The sequence below is a fragment of the Alteromonas sp. S015 genome (genome assembly GCF_036864485.1).
In the GTDB taxonomy this organism is placed as follows: Bacteria; Pseudomonadota; Gammaproteobacteria; order Enterobacterales; family Alteromonadaceae; genus Alteromonas.
This window is the reverse complement of the sequence record NZ_JAZETO010000001.1, coordinates 762,857-779,757: the sequence shown is the minus strand read 5'-3', so window position 1 is coordinate 779,757 and position 16,901 is coordinate 762,857. Positions and strand designations below refer to the sequence as shown.

11 protein-coding genes are annotated in these 16,901 nt (G+C 44.8%); 7 read left to right on the top strand and 4 right to left on the bottom strand.

All coding sequences use genetic code 11. The annotated features are described in order from the left end of the window. Position 1 precedes the first annotated feature (1 nt). Both aroC and V7R42_RS03355 read left to right on the top strand, forming a co-directional pair. On the top strand, positions 2–1,099 hold the full coding sequence (gene aroC, locus V7R42_RS03360; RefSeq protein ID WP_334018801.1) for a chorismate synthase: 1,098 nt from the start codon (positions 2–4) through the stop codon (positions 1,097–1,099). A gap of 151 nt (positions 1,100–1,250) precedes the next feature. Then, on the top strand, positions 1,251–2,468 hold the full coding sequence (locus tag V7R42_RS03355) for an MFS transporter (protein ID WP_334018800.1): 1,218 nt from the start codon (positions 1,251–1,253) through the stop codon (positions 2,466–2,468). A gap of 28 nt (positions 2,469–2,496) precedes the next feature. On the opposite strand, the gene V7R42_RS03350 is transcribed toward V7R42_RS03355, so the two are convergent. From V7R42_RS03350 to sodB, 4 genes are all read right to left on the bottom strand, one after another. After that, positions 2,497–4,044, bottom strand: coding sequence for a SpoVR family protein (locus tag V7R42_RS03350; protein WP_334018799.1), 1,548 nt, complete (start codon positions 4,042–4,044; stop codon positions 2,497–2,499). A gap of 1 nt (position 4,045) precedes the next feature. Beyond that, positions 4,046–5,332: a YeaH/YhbH family protein gene (locus tag V7R42_RS03345; RefSeq protein WP_334018798.1), complete on the bottom strand. Its 1,287-nt coding sequence runs from the start codon at positions 5,330–5,332 to the stop codon at positions 4,046–4,048. 83 nt (positions 5,333–5,415) lie between these two features. Then, the gene (locus V7R42_RS03340; protein WP_334018797.1) at positions 5,416–7,338 is read right to left on the bottom strand and encodes a PrkA family serine protein kinase; all 1,923 of its coding nucleotides are present in this window, start codon (positions 7,336–7,338) and stop codon (positions 5,416–5,418) included. Between the two features lie 241 nt (positions 7,339–7,579). Next, on the bottom strand, positions 7,580–8,161 hold the full coding sequence (gene sodB, locus V7R42_RS03335) for a superoxide dismutase [Fe] (RefSeq protein WP_014948764.1): 582 nt from the start codon (positions 8,159–8,161) through the stop codon (positions 7,580–7,582). 349 nt (positions 8,162–8,510) lie between these two features. Between sodB and V7R42_RS03330 the strand changes: the two genes are divergently transcribed. The 5 genes from V7R42_RS03330 to V7R42_RS03310 all read left to right on the top strand — a co-directional run bounded on the left by V7R42_RS03330 (position 8,511) and on the right by V7R42_RS03310 (position 16,776). Next, complete coding sequence (locus tag V7R42_RS03330; protein WP_014948765.1) at positions 8,511–8,861, top strand: Grx4 family monothiol glutaredoxin; 351 nt, start codon at positions 8,511–8,513, stop codon at positions 8,859–8,861. Positions 8,862–9,194: 333 nt separating this feature from the next. Beyond that, a complete protein-coding gene (locus tag V7R42_RS03325) occupies positions 9,195–11,852 on the top strand; it encodes a TonB-dependent receptor plug domain-containing protein (protein ID WP_334018796.1) in 2,658 nt (885 codons plus the stop codon). Positions 11,853–11,934: 82 nt separating this feature from the next. Continuing rightward, entirely contained in the window at positions 11,935–12,567 is a 633-nt protein-coding gene (locus tag V7R42_RS03320) for an RNA polymerase sigma factor (protein ID WP_334018795.1), read from the top strand. 1 nt (position 12,568) lies between these two features. Beyond that, positions 12,569–13,624, top strand: coding sequence for a FecR family protein (locus V7R42_RS03315; RefSeq protein ID WP_334018794.1), 1,056 nt, complete (start codon positions 12,569–12,571; stop codon positions 13,622–13,624). Between the two features lie 119 nt (positions 13,625–13,743). Then, a complete protein-coding gene (locus V7R42_RS03310) occupies positions 13,744–16,776 on the top strand; it encodes a TonB-dependent receptor (RefSeq protein WP_334018793.1) in 3,033 nt (1,010 codons plus the stop codon). Positions 16,777–16,901: the final 125 nt, after the last annotated feature.

Sequence of the window (16,901 nt, the reverse complement as noted above, 5' to 3'; positions counted from 1 at the left end):
TATGTCAGGTAACAGCTTCGGAAAACTTTTCACTGTAACCACGTTTGGTGAAAGCCACGGCGTTGCAATTGGCGGCGTGGTAGATGGTTGTCCTCCAGGACTTGAGATCACAGAAGACGATCTTCAGGTTGATTTAGACAGACGCAAACCAGGCACTTCACGCTATACCACGGCGCGAAGAGAGGACGATGAAGTACAAATTTTATCTGGCGTATTTGAAGGCAAAACAACTGGCACTAGCATTGGTCTATTGATTAAAAATAAAGACCAGCGAAGTCAAGATTACGGCAATATTAAAGACCGTTTTCGCCCTGGTCATGCCGACTATACTTACGATCAAAAATACGGTAGCCGCGACTACCGCGGTGGTGGGCGTTCGTCTGCACGTGAAACGGCTATTCGCGTAGCTGCAGGTGGTATTGCGAAAAAGTACCTTAAAGAAGTACACGGTATTGAAGTGTTAGGTTATTTGTCTCAGCTTGGCCCGGTAACGGTAGATAAAGTTGACCATACTGTGACTAACACTAACCCGTTCTTCTGCCCAGATGAGTCTAAGTTAGATGCGCTGGACGAATACATGCGTGACCTTAAAAAGTCTGGTGATAGCATTGGCGCAAAAGTATCGGTTGTAGCGAAGAATGTGCCTGTAGGCCTAGGCGAGCCGGTTTTCGATAGACTAGATGCTGAAATCGCCCACGCCATGATGGGAATTAACGCCGTGAAAGGCGTTGAAATTGGTGATGGCTTTGATGTTATAAATCAAAAAGGCAGTGAACACCGCGACACGCTTACTCCTGAAGGATTTACATCTAATCATGCAGGTGGCGTGCTAGGCGGCATCTCTACCGGTCAGGATATTGAAGTACACATGGCGCTAAAGCCGACCTCGAGTATTTCGGTCCCGGGTAAAACTATTAATAAAGATAATGAAGAAATCGATATTGTCACCAAAGGTCGCCACGACCCGTGTGTAGGTATTCGTGCTGTACCTATTGCCGAAGCCATGCTGGCGCTGGTATTGATGGATCACTTGCTGCGCCACCGCGCGCAAAATGCCGGTGTGCTATCGACCACGAAACCCATTGCGGGTCAGGTGTAGCGTTATTTAATCGTAACACTGCTACATTAACACTGCTACATTCACTCGGTTTACAAAAACGCGCAGCACTAAAGTATGTTGCACGAACGATTTTCACTCATCGCCACTGTCAGTTTTGCGCCAGTGGCGTTTTTGCATATGGAGATGTGAATTGTCACAAAATGGCCTAAACGATGCCAAAAACACTTCTGCTAGCACAGCAAGCAGCAAAACCGGTCTCTTTATTCTTGCTATCACCTACTGGCTTTACTTCGGCCAGCTTGGCGTACTCGTACCTTACTTGGGGATCTTCCTCGACGGGCGAGGCTTCACCTCGGCTGAAATCGGTGAACTCTTTGCCGTTATAACGTTAGCGCGTATTTTAGGGCCTGGCCTGTGGGCGGGCGTGGCCGACAAAACGGGTAATGCCATCGGCGTAATGCGTTTAGGCTGCTTGCTTACTGTAGTGACGTTCAGTTCAGTGTTTTACTTCACCAGCTTTTGGGGGCTTACGCTTGCTTTCGGATTAATGATGATGTTCTGGACAGCGGTGTTGCCTCAACTTGAAGTTATTACCATGAACACGGTGGCGAAAACCAATGCAACGTATGGGCAAATAAGGCTCTGGGGGAGCATTGGCTTTATTTGTTTGACGGTCGGTGTGGGAAAGGCCTTGGATATTTTTTCTACCGACACGCCCGTACATGCGAGTATTTTTGTGCTGGCGCTTTTATTCATCAGTACTTTATTTATACGCGCACCGAATGAGTCTGCGCCTGAGAGTTCTGCGGTGGGAAGTATTTGGAAATTCGCAAACCAAAAACCTTTTGCGGTATTTATCTTTGCTTCTGCATGTTTGCAAATCAGTTTTGGAGCCTATTACGGTTTTTTCGCACTTTACATGCGCGACCTTGATTACAGCGGCCAACAAACTGGCATCTTTATCGCGCTAGGTGTATTGGCTGAGGTAGGAATATTTCTTATCGCCCGCCGGCTTATCAGTCAGTTTGGCGTATGGAACCTACTATTTGTGAGTATTGCGCTAACAGGGCTACGTTGGTACGTCATGGCGGCGTTTGCTGATACCTTTATGGTGATTGTGTTGAGCCAACTTATTCATGCCCTAAGCTTTGGTTTAACCCATGCGGTATCGGTGCATTTTATCCACCAGTTCCTGCCGAAGTCGTATCAAAGCCGAGGGCAAGCGGTATACATCAGTATAGCGTTTGGATTAGGTGGCGCCTTTGGCAACTACATGGCAGGGCAGCAGTGGCAGCAAGGCACTAACGCCTATGAGACGTTCGTTACTGCAGCCGTTTTTGCAGCAATAGGCGCACTGTCATTGCTACTGTGTTCCAGAAAAGAAATGGAAAGTGCAAAGGCGGCGTAAAATTTTGTTCTGATGGCTGACCGCAGGCTTACGCCTGCGGTGCACGTTTACACTCTGATATCACGTCAATACCATCATCACCATTGTCTTGCTCTAAACGTACATCAAATTTCCACAGCCTGTGCAGGTGGCGCATAACTTCATCTTTTGAATCGCCTAGCGGAATCCCTCGCTGAGGAATATAGCGAAGAGTAAGCGAACGGTCGCCTCTCACATCAACGTTATGTACCTGAATGTTGGGTTCTAAATTACTCAAATTGTATTGAGCAGACAGCTTCTCTTTAATAATTTGATAACCCATTTCGTCATGAATAGCGCTCACCGCAATAAAGGGCTTGGTGGTGTCATCTTCAAGGGCGAATAACTTAAAGTCGCGAATAACTTTAGGCGATAAAAACTGACTGATAAAACTTTCGTCTTTAAAATTTTCCATGGCGAAATGCACGGTCTCAAGCCAGTCTTTTCCCGCAATACTTGGAAGATATTTATAGTCCTCTTCAGTGGGAGACTGACACACCCGTTTAATATCCATGAACATGGAAAAGCCTAACGCATACGGATTGATGCCAGAGTAATAAGGGCTGTTGTACTCTGGCTGCATAACGACGCTTGAATGACTGTGCAAAAACTCCATCATGAAGCGGTCGCTGACCAAACCCTCGTCATACATCTCATTTAGAATGTGATAGTGCCAAAAACAGGCCCATCCTTCATTCATTACTTGGGTTTGTTTTTGCGGATAAAAATACTGCGAAACTTTCCGTACAATACGCACAATTTCACGTTGCCAAGGTTCAAGTAAAGGTGCGTTTTTTTCAATAAAGTAAAGCAGGTTTTCTTGCGGTTCTTGGGGGAAACGAATTTTTTCTTTGTGTTTGCTATGCGGGCTATTTGGCAGGGTGCGCCAAAGTTCGTTCACTTGCGATTGCAGGTAGGCCTCGCGCTCTTCTTGTCTGTTTTTCTCCTCTTGTAACGAAATTTTCTGCGGGCGTTTGTATCGGTCAACGCCGTAATTCATTAGCGCGTGGCACGAGTCGAGCATATTTTCGACTTCATCAAATCCATATTTTTGTTCGCATTTAGCAATGTAGTTTTTAGCAAATACTAGGTAGTCGATGATAGAGCTGGCATCGGTCCAGGTTTTAAATAAGTAGTTGCCTTTGAAGAACGAGTTGTGACCGTAGCACGCATGAGCCATAACGAGCGCTTGCATGGTAATGGTGTTCTCTTCCATTAAATACGCAATGCAGGGGTCAGAGTTAATGACAATTTCGTAAGCCAACCCCATTTGCCCGCGACGGTATTGTTGCTCAGTCTGAATAAACTTTTTGCCAAAGCTCCAGTGCGTGTAGTTAAGCGGCATGCCTATGCTGGCGTATGCATCCATCATTTGCTCTGCGGTGATCACCTCAATTTGATTGGGGTAGGTATCTAACTTAAATTTTTTAGCGATGCGATCAATATGCAGCTCGTACTCTTCGATAAGCGGAAATGTCCAGTCGGGCCCATCGCTTAATAAATGGCACCTTGATGGTTCAGATTTGCTGTTTTCTTTTGCCATTGCGTCGGTTGTCATTTTAGGCTCCTTGCTGCGCATCTTGTTCAGAGCGTTTGAATAGCTCTCTGAACACAGGGTAGATGTCGGCCTGTGTTTGTATGTGCTTACATACAAAGTTGTCGTGAGTGGTGGCCACTTTCTCGTATTCACGCCACAAACTTTGGTGCTGCCTCTCGGTTATTTCGATATAGGCATAGTAACGGGTTGCGGGTAGCAGTTTAGCGGTAAGCAAGTCACGACACTGGGGCGAGTCATCAGCCCAGTTATCGCCATCTGACGCTTGTGCAGCATAGATATTCCAATTTCCATCGCTGTAGCGCTCGCGAACGACTTCATCCATTAGCTTCAATGCACTTGAAACAATAGTGCCGCCGGTTTCTTGAGAGTAAAAAAACTCATGCTCGTCCACTTCCTTTGCTTGCGTGTGATGACGAATGTACACCACGTCTACGTTTTCGTAGGTACGCGTTAAGAATAGATACAGCAAGATATAAAACCGTTTAGCCATGTCTTTGGTGGCTTGGTCCATAGAGCCAGACACATCCATTAAGCAAAACATTACGGCTTTGCTTGAGGGAAGCGGGCGCTGGTCATAGTTCTTAAAGCGCAAATCGAAGGTGTCGATAAAAGGCACTCGGGCGATTTTTGCTTTAAGTGCCTCAATGTCTTCTTTTAATGCATTTATAGCTAATGTATTGTCGTGCTTGTCTTCTACAAGCAGTGCAAGTTTTTCTTCAAGCTCTCTTAATTTTTGTCTATCACTGCCGCTTAGCGCTATACGTCGTGCAACAGAGCCTTTGAGCGAGCGAACAATGTCCAGATTACTCGGCACGCCATCGGTCTGGTAACCTGCGCGGTAGGTTTCGTATTGGGTGACTTTATCAAATTGATTTTTCTTTAAATTGGGAAGCGCTAAATCTTCAAAAAGTAGGTCTAGATATTCGTCTTTGGATATAGAAAATACGAATTCATCCTGGCCTTCGCCTTCATTACTTGCATCGCCTTCACCTGCGCCCTGACCAGCGCCGCCTGGCGGCCTGTCAATTTTATCACCCGCAGTGAATTGGTCGTTGCCAGGGTGGACAATATCTCTAATACCGCCGCGGCTGGTATGAAAAATAGGTTCAGAAATATCCCTGGCTGGAATGCTAATTTGTTCGCCAGAATCTAAGTCAGTAACAGAACGTTTGCCCACTGCATCGGATACAGCGCGCTTTATCTGCTGTTTGTAGCGCTTGATAAAGCGTTGGCGGTTTACCGTACTCTTACCTTTGCTGTTTAACCTTCGGTCAATAAAATGTGCCATACACACCTGCTTGTTTTTTGTGAACTACAAATACCCGTTTTAAAGCGAGTGAGCGCACGTGCTAAAACCACGTAGCTAAAGCGTTATGACGCTTTACGTACGCGCAGGTACCATTCACACAGCAACCGAACTTGTTTTTGCGTATATCCCTTCTCGGTCATACGGTTTACAAAGTCGTCGTGTTTTCTCTGCTCTTCTGCAGAGCCTTTGGTGTTGAAAGAAATAACTGGTAGTAAGTCTTCCGTGTTAGAGAACATTTTCTTCTCAATCACGGTGCGAAGTTTCTCGTAACTGGTCCAAGCTGGGTTTTTACCGCCGTTATTTGCACGTGCTCTCAAAACAAAGTTAACGATTTCGTTACGGAAGTCTTTAGGGTTACTTATGCCTGCAGGCTTCTCTGTTTTTTCTAACTCAGCATTCAATGACGCTCTGTCGAACAGCTGTCCGGTTTCTGGGTCGCGATACTCCTGGTCTTGGATCCAGAAATCAGCATAGGTTACATAGCGGTCAAACAGGTTTTGCCCATACTCAGAATAGGATTCTAAGTAAGCCGTTTGAATTTCTTTACCAATGAACTCCACGTAGCGAGGAATGAGGTAGCCTTTCAAAAACTCCAAATACTTATCAGCGGTTTCTTGAGGGAACTGCTCACGTTCAATTTGACGCTCCAATACATAAAACAAATGAACCGGATTTGCCGCCACTTCTTGATGATCGAAGTTGAAAACCCTAGAGAGAATTTTAAATGCAAAGCGGGTGGATAGCCCTTCCATGCCTTCATCGACACCAGCGTAGTCGCGGTATTCTTGATATGACTTAGCTTTAGGGTCGGTATCCTTCAGGCTCTCGCCATCATACACTCGCATTTTAGAAAATAGACTGGAGTTCTCTGGCTCTTTCAAGCGCGATAACACAGTAAACTGCGCTAAGCATTCTAGCGTGTCTGGCGCACAGGGCGCGCCGTTAAGCTCGCTGCTATCCAGTAGCTTTTTGTAGATCTTAATCTCTTCACTCACGCGCAAACAATACGGCACTTTGACAATGTACACTCTATCAAGGAAGGCTTCGTTATTCTTATTATTTCTAAACGACTGCCATTCAGATTCGTTCGAGTGTGCAAGTATAAGCCCGTCGAAGGGCAGGGCAGAAAAGCCCTCTGTTGGGTTGTAATTACCCTCTTGGGTAGCGGTTAAAAGTGGATGCAGCACCTTAATCGGTGCTTTGAACATCTCAACGAACTCCATCAGACCCTGATTGGCTTTACACAGTGATCCTGAATAACTGTAAGCGTCAGGGTCGTTTTGTGCATATTGCTCTAAGCGGCGAATATCGACTTTTCCGACCAGCGATGAAATATCTTGGTTGTTTTCATCACCGGGTTCAGTTTTAGCGATACCTACTTGGTCGAGCACTGAAGGATAAACGCGAACCACTTTAAATTGGGTAATATCGCCATTGAATTCATGTAAACGTTTGCGCGCCCACGGTGACATAATCGTTTTTAAGTAGCGCTTAGGAATACCGTATTCTTTTTGCAAAATATCGCCATCTTCTTTGACGTCAAACAGACAGAACGGATGGTCATTAACAGGCGAACCTTTCAGCATGTATATAGGTACGTGCTGCATTAGTTCTTTAAGTCTCTCCGCCAGTGACGATTTACCGCCACCCACTGGGCCGAGCAAATAGAGAATTTGTTTCTTCTCTTCAAGACCTTGTGCGGCGTGTTTAAGGTAAGAGACAATTTGTTCTATGGCTTCTTCCATGCCATAGAATTCTGAAAAAGCTGGATAACGAGAAATAACGCGGTTTGAGAAAATGCGGCTAAGTGCCGGGTCGTTGGCAGTATCGATTAATTCAGGCTCACCAATAGCTTGTAGCAAACGTTCTGCTGCATTTGCATAAGCGGTTTGATCCTCTTTACAAATTTCAAGGAACTCCCCAATGGTGAACTCTTCCTGTTTTCGCTCTTCATAGCGACTTTGATAGTGTTCAAAAATACCCATGAATACCCCTTAAATACGGAACCCCGTAATTTCAGCTTAGTCGGTATTTGGGAAAACGATAGTAATTAATGTGTATAGTTTTTAATCTTTTCGTCTAATGAAAAATGCAACTTTAATAAGAATTTAGTGTCACTTAATGAACAACAGTGCATACAAAAAGCCCCGCTTCCAAGCGGGGCTTTTTGTAACTGATACTTTACGCTGTTAAGAGCGCAAGGCGCTTAACGCTTCAGTCTTTGGCTTATGCAAAGTTGCTGCTTGCGAATTCCCAGTTAACCAGCGCCCAGAAATTTTCTAGGTACTTAGGACGCGCATTGCGGTAGTCGATGTAGTAAGCGTGTTCCCAAAGGTCAACAGTAAGCACTGGCGTAAGGTCGTCGCCAGAAATAGGCGTTTGCGCGTTGCTTGTGTTAACGATATCTAGGCTGCCGTCTGCAGTTTTAACTAACCACGTCCAGCTTGAACCGAAGTTGTTAACCGCTTTATCGTTAAATGCTGCTTGGAAGTCTGCGAATGAGCCCCACTTCGCGTTGATAGCTTCTGCTAACGCGCCTGTTGGCTCACCGCCGCCATTCGGGCTTAGACAGTGCCAGTAGAACGTGTGATTCCATACCTGCGCTGCGTTATTGAAAACACCGCCGTCAGAAGATTTGATGATTTCTTCTAGGCTTTTGTTTTCCATGTCAGTACCTTCAACTAGGCCGTTAAGCTTAGTTACATAAGTAGCGTGGTGCTTGCCATAGTGGTATTCAAGCGTTTCAGCAGAAATATGCGGTTCTAGTGCATTTTGTTCGTATGGTAATGCTGGTAATTCAAAAGCCATGACGGTCTCCATGTTGGTTTAGTATTGTAGTCTAAAGCCCACTTATCTTCGCCTGTTCAATAAGTGCATATTAATTCTATGTTCAATATACTGCTTTAGACGCTAAAGCATATCCCAAATGTGGGGATAAAGTCCTATAACTCAATGACAAAAATGTGAATTTTTTTTCAAAAGTTAAAATGTGCCACTAATTTGTATTGCAATGTATGGGTAGATAACGATCCAGAGGTTGAAAAGATCAATTCAGCTATGGGTAATTAAACATAAAATTATGATACCCTTTCCCTTGATAAATCATTCATGCATTCCCATCTAACTGGGAATACACTTTTGTGCTCAGAGGAATCAAATGGATAATACTGAAAATCAATCAACGCTAGATAGAATCAAGCAGCAAATCGAAGAAAACCCAATTTTGTTGTATATGAAGGGTTCTCCTAAACTACCTAGCTGTGGCTTTTCTTCACAAGCATCGCAAGCGTTGATGTCATGTGGCGAACCATTTGCTTATGTAGATATTCTTCAAAACCCAGACATCCGCGCAGAACTACCAAAATATGCAAACTGGCCGACATTCCCGCAACTATGGGTTGAAGGTGAGCTTGTAGGCGGTTGCGATATCATTATTGAAATGTTCCAACAAAACGAGCTTCAACCGCTCATTAAAGAAACGGCTGCAAAGTACAAAGAAGCAGAGTAAATCTTGTTTCCATGCACAAACCTTTAGGTTTGTAAAAAACGATTTAAAAGCCGGCTTATAGTCGGCTTTTTTTATTAAAACCCGCCAAAAATCCCGCACTTTTATTCCCGTAAAAGTTATATAGACAGGTCAGAAATTAAAATCCTCTACGGAGTGAAAAAATATTTTTATTTTGTCGAAAAAGGTTTGTTTTTTAATATCTTGCGTTCTATAAAAAACACCATCTGACCGCAAATGAGTCAGTGTTGAAGGTAAAAAATAACAACTACTCTGAGCACTTTTTGATGTATTTAAAACGCTGAAGGCGTCTCAGAGAAACTCCGGGAAACCACCATGAATACAACCTTGTCTTTATTGACTAAAAGCGTGCGTGGCGTATTAGCTGCATCAGCTGCGTTTTCAGTAATGGCCGCTGCACCTGTTTATGCGCAAGAAGCTGAAGAGAGTGCTAAGGCCGAAGATTTTGAACAAATTGCGGTAGTTGGTTCACGTGCAGCGCCTCGCTCGGTCGCTGACTCAGCGGTGCCAATTGATATTATTTCGGACGAAGAGTTTAAGCAGCAGGGTGCCACCGATATGGTATCTATGATGCAAACTGTCGTACCTTCTTTTAACGTAAACGACCAGCCGATCAACGATGCTTCAACGCTAGTTCGTCCTGCTAACCTTCGCGGTATGGCATCGGATCACACGTTAGTGCTTGTAAACGGTAAACGTCGTCACCGTTCTGCAGTTATCACTTTCCTAGGTGGCGGTCTTTCAGACGGTGCACAAGGCCCTGATATTTCTGTTATTCCTGCGGCGGCACTTAAGCAGGTGGAAGTCCTACGTGATGGTGCAGCAGCGCAATATGGTTCAGATGCAATTGCTGGTGTAATTAACTTCGTTCTTAATGATGCGTCGGAAGGCGGTTCATTTGAAGCGCGCTATGGCTCTTACTACGAAGGTGATGGCGACATGATTCAGTTGTCAGGTAACGTGGGTCTACCGCTATCTGACAAAGGTTTCATCAATCTTTCAGCTGAATATCGTACTGCTGATGACACGTCTCGCAGTGTACAGCGTGACGATGCTGCTGCACTGATAGCTGCGGGTAATACTTTTGTTGCAGATCCTGCGCAAATTTGGGGTTCGCCTGAAATTAAACACGACATCAAACTTTTCGCTAATGCGGGCATAGAGCTTTCTGCTACCTCGGAAGCTTACATGTTTGGTAACTATGCTGAGCGTGAAGTTGAAGGAGGGTTCTACTTCCGTAACCCGCATAACCGTGGTGGTGTGAACGATGGTGGTTTTGAGGAAGCCGATATCAATGGTGACGGCGTTCTTACTAGAAATGAAGACGGTGATGTCAATGAAGGTTACCAGTTGCTACTTGTCGGTGATTTAACGGGTAACATGTCAGGTAACTGTCCTACGGGAATACGCGCAGGGGAAATAATCAACGGCAATACGAGCTACCAAGGTTATAATGTATTAGAAAACTCTACCTATATAAACCAAGTAGCAAACAACCCAGACTGTTTCGCATTTAATGAAATGTTGCCTGGTGGTTTTACGCCTCGTTTCGGCGGTACGGTTACGGATATGTCACTTGTCTTTGGTACGAAAGGCGAGCTTGACCATGATATTACCTACGACGTGAGTTTGAACCTTGGCCAGAACGAGGTTGACTTTGCTATTAGCAACACCATCAACCCGTCGTTAGGCCCGGAAACACCAACAGAATTTAGCCCAGGTCGCTATACGCAGTCTGAGCAAACCCTTGATATTGATTTTACAAAACCTTTCGATGTTGGTTTGTATGAACCGCTATTCGTAGCGACAGGTTTTCAATATCGCAACGAAAGTTATGAGAGCTTTGCAGGTGATACTGCCTCTTATGAAATAGGTCCGCTGGCGACACAGGGCTTTGGCATTGGCTCAAATGGTTTCCCTGGCTTGGCGGCCAATAGCCAAGGCCGTGTTTCCCGCAACAACATCGCGCTGTATATTGATGCAGAAGCCTACATCACAGAAAACTTCATGCTAGCCGGTGCGCTACGATACGAAGACTTCTCTGATTTTGGCAATACAACCAAAGGTAAGATTGCTTTTCGTTGGCAAGCTCTTGAGAACATTGCTTTCCGTGGTGCCTTTTCTACAGGCTTTAAAGCGCCAACGCTTGGTCAAAGTAATGTACGTAATGTAACAACTGCATTCGGAACAGGTGGTGAGTTGATTGACCGTGCAACGCTACCTCCTACCGATCCTGTATCTCAGCTTAAAGGTGGTGAGCAGCTAACGCCTGAAGAGTCAGAAAGCATCACGTTTGGTATAGTAGCAGACTTCGATAATGGTCTATTCATTACTGCGGACTACTACAACATCGAGCTGACTGACCGTATTAGTACAGCGTCTGGTATCGAGCTAACCGAAGATGATATTGCAGCACTGCTTGCGCAAGGTATTAACGATGCGTCTAGCTTCCAAGAGATCAGTTTCTTTACGAATGACTTCGATACAACGACTGAAGGTGTAGACGTTGTAGCGAACTACGCAATGGAAATGATGGGCGGCGAAACCAAGTTTTCACTTGCTTATAACTGGACGTCGACAGAAGTAGACCGGGCATCAGATAATATTTCAGCTGAGCGTATTCGCATGCTGGAAGATAACCTACCTGCGGTTCGTTACAGTGCTACAGCGAATCACACGAATGGTGACTGGCGCTTCCTTGCTCGTATGAACTATTACGGCAGTATCTTTGAGGACCACTTAGACTCTGCTCTTCCAATTGATAATGTGGGTTCAGAGATTACCGTAGACCTTGAAGTAGCATACAACTTCACTGAGCAGTTAACGGTAACGGTAGGTGCGAAAAACGCATTTGATGAATACCCTGATGAGAATACGCAGTATGCCGGTATTGCAGGTTCGTTGTATCCAACAACCTCGCCAATTGGGATTAACGGTGGCTTCTATTATCTTAGAGGTGTTTACACGTTTTAGTAGGTAAGCAATTATCTATAAACCAAACTTTCACTTGATGTTTCAAAGTTAAGGGGGCATTAGCCCCCTTTTATTTTATTAGGTGAAAAAGAACGAAAAAGCGGGCATTATTGATGCCAATGTAAGCAAAACGAAACACACAACATTTATTATTATGACGAGAAAGTCGACAGTAGCTGAAACCTTTTTAAAATATCGCTCAAAGTTAATGCGTGCGGTAGGGTCTATTGTTGGCACCGATGACATTGAAGATATCGTTCAAGAAGCTTTTATAAAAAGTTACGAAGCAGAATTAAAGCAGGAAATACAATACGAGCGCACATACATGCTCAAAACAGCGCGAAATTTAGCGTTAAATCATGTTGCAAAAGCAGAGAATAAAAATAAGCAGCAGCTGGATGACATGGATATTTTGCCTTATGAGCTGGTAGGGCACAGTTTAGAAAAAAATGTAGAGAGTAAAGAGCGTTTCATTCATTTTTGCCGAGCAACAGACACGCTGTCTGCCGATGTAAAACGTGTATTTTTACTTAAAAAAGTATATGGATTGCGACAAAAAGAGATTGCTGAGCTTGTGGGGCTGAGCGAGAGCACCGTAGAGAAGCATGTCGCTAAAGGTTTAATGATGTGCTCTAGATATTTAGCTGAGCTATCAAAAGACAATGTATCTCCCCGTGCCACTGCAAATGCGACTCAGGACATAAACCAAAGTTAATATGAATAATATTCGCCAGTTTTCAAGCAAAGAAGACATCCAAGAGCAAGCATGCTTATGGATAAGCCGCCTCGATCGCGGACTAAAAAGTGACGAAAAGATGGAACTAGACACGTGGTTGTCGGAGAGTAATGCGCACCGCCAAGCGTTGCTAGATGCTGCTAGCTTGTGGGATGACATGTCAGTGTTGAATGAATTGAGCGGTTTATTTCCGCAGCAAACTTCTCGTCACTCGTTAAAAAAGCCTTTCATGTCAAAAACTGCAGTTTGGGGTATCGCTGCCACATTTTTAGTGATGGCAATCGCTGTTGGGGTAGTGGTTCAGCGCACGTGGCTAAATAGCACCCCTGAATTCGCAGCGGTAACACAAAAGGTACAAACCGGTGTTGGCGAACAGAAAAACGTAACGTTAGCTGATGGCTCTAAGCTTCATCTAAACACTGACTCTATCGTTACCGTAGACTTCTCTTCAGCGGCACGCAACATCGTATTATTGAAAGGTGAAGCGCACTTTGAAGTGGCTCACGACACATCTCGTCCGTTTTCTGTTACTGCGGGGAATAATACCGTTACCGCTGTTGGAACCGCATTTAATATGCAATACGTTGATGATAACGCATTCGAGTTAGTGGTTACCGAAGGGAAGGTCTTAGTTAAAGACCGATTCAAGGCTTCATCTTCCAACGAGTCGCTTTTCACAAAACGTCTTGTTGCTGAAGAGGGGCTTCTCATGTTCGCAGGTGAAAAGGCCACTGTACAGGGGAGAGTGGAAGCCCGTGAAAATATGTCTCAAAACGACATCGACGACGATTTAGCGTGGCAGCAAGGTATGATTGTATTTAAAGGTGAGCCGCTTGAGGCAGTACTAGCGGAAATTGGCCGCTACACCCCCGTTCGCTTCAACATTTCCGATGAAAGTCTGCGCAAGCGACGTGTAGCAGGTTATTTCAAAGTTGGCGATATAGAGGGATTATTGTCTGCACTTAAAAGCAGCTTCAACATCAACTACGAAAAAGTTACTGAAACAAGTATTGAGCTCAAACTAGCGAAAAGTTAAATTTCTCTGAAAGATAGTGCTTTCTATTATTCGTAGTTGGCATCAATTTCTCTAATATGACAATATAATTAAAATTATAAGCACACCGATTTCATATCTTGCAATACAGCAATTTTGCGATGAGTAAGCAACCCATAAAGGCAATAGAAAAGCTGCATGCCCTTGCGTGTTCGGCTCACTGTCTTTCGAAAAATAGAACGCGTAAACCTCTCCATTTTTCGTTAATTTCACCGTTGTACGTAGTTTCTGGCGTCTTATTTTTTCTTGCACCAACGCAAGATCTATATGCACAAAGCGAGAGTTTTGCCCTCCCCAAGGAGCAAGCGATACCAAAATCCGATGCATACCGTTTTTCGATACCTGCGCAAAATGCTAACGAAGCCCTTACTGAGCTGGCCAAACAAGCTAATACTACGCTATTGTTTCCTTTCGACTTAGCAAAGAAAGTGAAAACGAACGCGCTAAAAGGTACGTTCACATTAAATGAAGCGCTGTCACAACTCCTTGAAGGAACACCACTAGCGGTGGTTACTGACGAGAGTGGGGCGTTGAGTATTCGCTCTCGCGCGTCTTTAGTAGCCAAGGGTAAGCAGCAAGAAAACATACAAAAGAAGGTAGATGAGGGGAGCAATGGGCTTGAAAAAATAGCCGTTGTAGGTACTCGGAATTCACCTCGAAGCGCTGTTGACTCACCCGTTCCCTTAGACGTAATTGGTTCAGAAACCCTTAAATCACAGGGTAATTCAGACGTACTTTCCATGTTGAGTGTGATGGTTCCTTCGCTAAATGTGAACGATCAGCCCATTAATGATGCTAGCAGTTTGGTAAGGCCGGCGAATCTGCGAGGCATGTCTTCAGATCATACATTGCTGCTGCTTAATGGAAAACGACGTCACCGCTCGGCAGTAATAACCTTTTTAGGCGGAGGCTTATCTGACGGTGCTCAAGGGCCTGACATATCGGTTATTCCTGCTTATGCGTTGAAGCAAGTAGAAGTATTGCGAGATGGTGCAGCAGCCCAGTATGGCTCAGACGCTATTGCAGGCGTGATCAATTTCGTACTCAAAGATGCCAGAAAAGGTGGTCAGGTTGCGCTAAAAGTCGGCGGGTACAGTGAAGGCGATGGTGAATTGTTTCAGGTACAGCTGAATAAAGGTTTCGCGATTGGAGAAAATGGCTTTTTAAACGCAACGGCAGAATATCGTCATCAAAATGGTACGTCGCGCTCTGTACAGCGTTTCGACGCTCAAAGCCTTATTGACCAAGGCAATATATTTATTGCCTCACCGTCTCAAGTGTGGGGAGCTCTCGACGTGAACGAAGATATTAAACTAGCGCTAAATGCAGGCGCTGACATATCTTCTACATCGCAATTTTATAGTTTTGCCACCGCAGCTAGAAGAGAAATCAATGGTGGCTTTTATTATCGCAACCCACAAGCACGAGAGGGAGTGTTTAGTCGTACCGACCCTACTACAGGGGAAAGCCGTCTGATAGTTGCCGACTTAGATGGACTGGAGAGCGGTATTGCTTGTCCTTCCATTTTATTGTCCAACAGTAACGTGTTGCTGGACCCCGCTTACCAATTAATTGCAGATAACACAACAGCGCTGGGTGCAAACTGTTTTGCTTTTAACGAGTGGTTTCCTGGTGGCTTCACGCCCCGTTTTGGGGGAACAATAACGGATGCTTCCGTTGTGATGGGGATTAAGCACGAAATGTCCAATGGTTGGGCCTTGGATGCTAGTGCCACATTGGGGTACAGCGACATTGAGTACGCCATTTCTAATACGGTTAATCCATCGCTCGGACCTCAAACGCCAACGTCGTTTTCGCCCGGTGGCGTGTCGCAAGTAGAGCGGACGTTTAACTTAGATTTTAACAAACTCATTCAAGCTATTTTCGATGATCCTGTTAGTATTGCCATGGGTTTTGAATGGCGCAAAGAAACCTATTTTCAGAAAGCCGGAGATGAAGCGTCATATATTGCGGGGCCTTTCGCATTAGAGCCTCCAATTGGGTTGAACCAGGGGTTTTCTATCGGTTCCAATGGGTTTCCTGGGTATCAGCCTCAAAGCGCTGGGCATTGGAGCAGAAGTAATTGGGCTGTATACGCCGATTTGGAGTTCTATGTTACCGAAGCATGGCAGTTTGGTGTTGCCACACGCGCAGAGCATTTTAGTGATTTCGGTTCGACCTTCGACGGCAAGTTAAGCACTCGCTATAGATTAAATGATGTTTTTGCACTACGGGGCTCAGTAAATACAGGCTTTAAGGCACCCACAGTAGGACAAAGCAACGTTATAAACGTGACTACGGCCTATGGTCTTAATGGCTTGGAAGACCAAGCGACGTTACCACCCACTGACCTTATCTCTGTACAGTTGGGGGCGACAGCACTTACCCCTGAAGAATCGTTAAACTATAGCTTTGGTTTGGTTATGAACGCCAGCGAGGTTTTTTTTGCTACGCTCGATTATTTTAACATTCGTCTTTCCGATCGTATTAGTACAACTTCTAGCATTCCGTTGACCGATGAAGACATCAATACACTTATTGCTCAAGGTCGTCCCGATGCGTCGAGGTACAATTCAGCTAAATATTTTACGAATGACTTTGATACAAAGACCCAAGGTGTCGATTTAGTCATTAACTACAGTTTTGCTTTAGATGACTGGTCAAACGCCTTACTTCTTGCCTACAACTGGACGGATACACAAGTAGAGCGCGTCACGCTTTATCCGGTTTTAACAGGTAGCGAAGTACAGCTTCAGCCAAACCTAACCGAGGCACGAATACGCATGTTAGAAGACAACCTGCCTGCTCATCGAGGCAGTATTACGCTTGAGCAATCAAAAGGCCCGTGGGCATTCACTTGGCGATTTAACTACTACGGAAAGTTCTATGAAGATCATCTTGACGCATCTGCAGGTCTAGATATTTATGGCAGTGCGCTAACTACATTTGACGCTCAATTGGCTTGGAAGATATTACCTGACACCCAGCTTACATTGGGAGCGCAGAATTTGTTTGACGCGTTACCAGACGAGAATCCTTTTATGGGGGAAGTTGGAGCACTCTACCCACCAACGTCACCAGGGGGGATTAATGGGGCATTTTATTATGCAGGCATTGAGTATACGTTTAAATAATGAACAGTAATTGCACTACTTGAAAAGGAAATTACTTTAGAGGCGAGCCAACGTCGCACTGCGAGTTGCTAGTAGGTCACATGAACGTATGTGCCCGCTAAGTAAAAAAGTCTATAAAGCGTTAA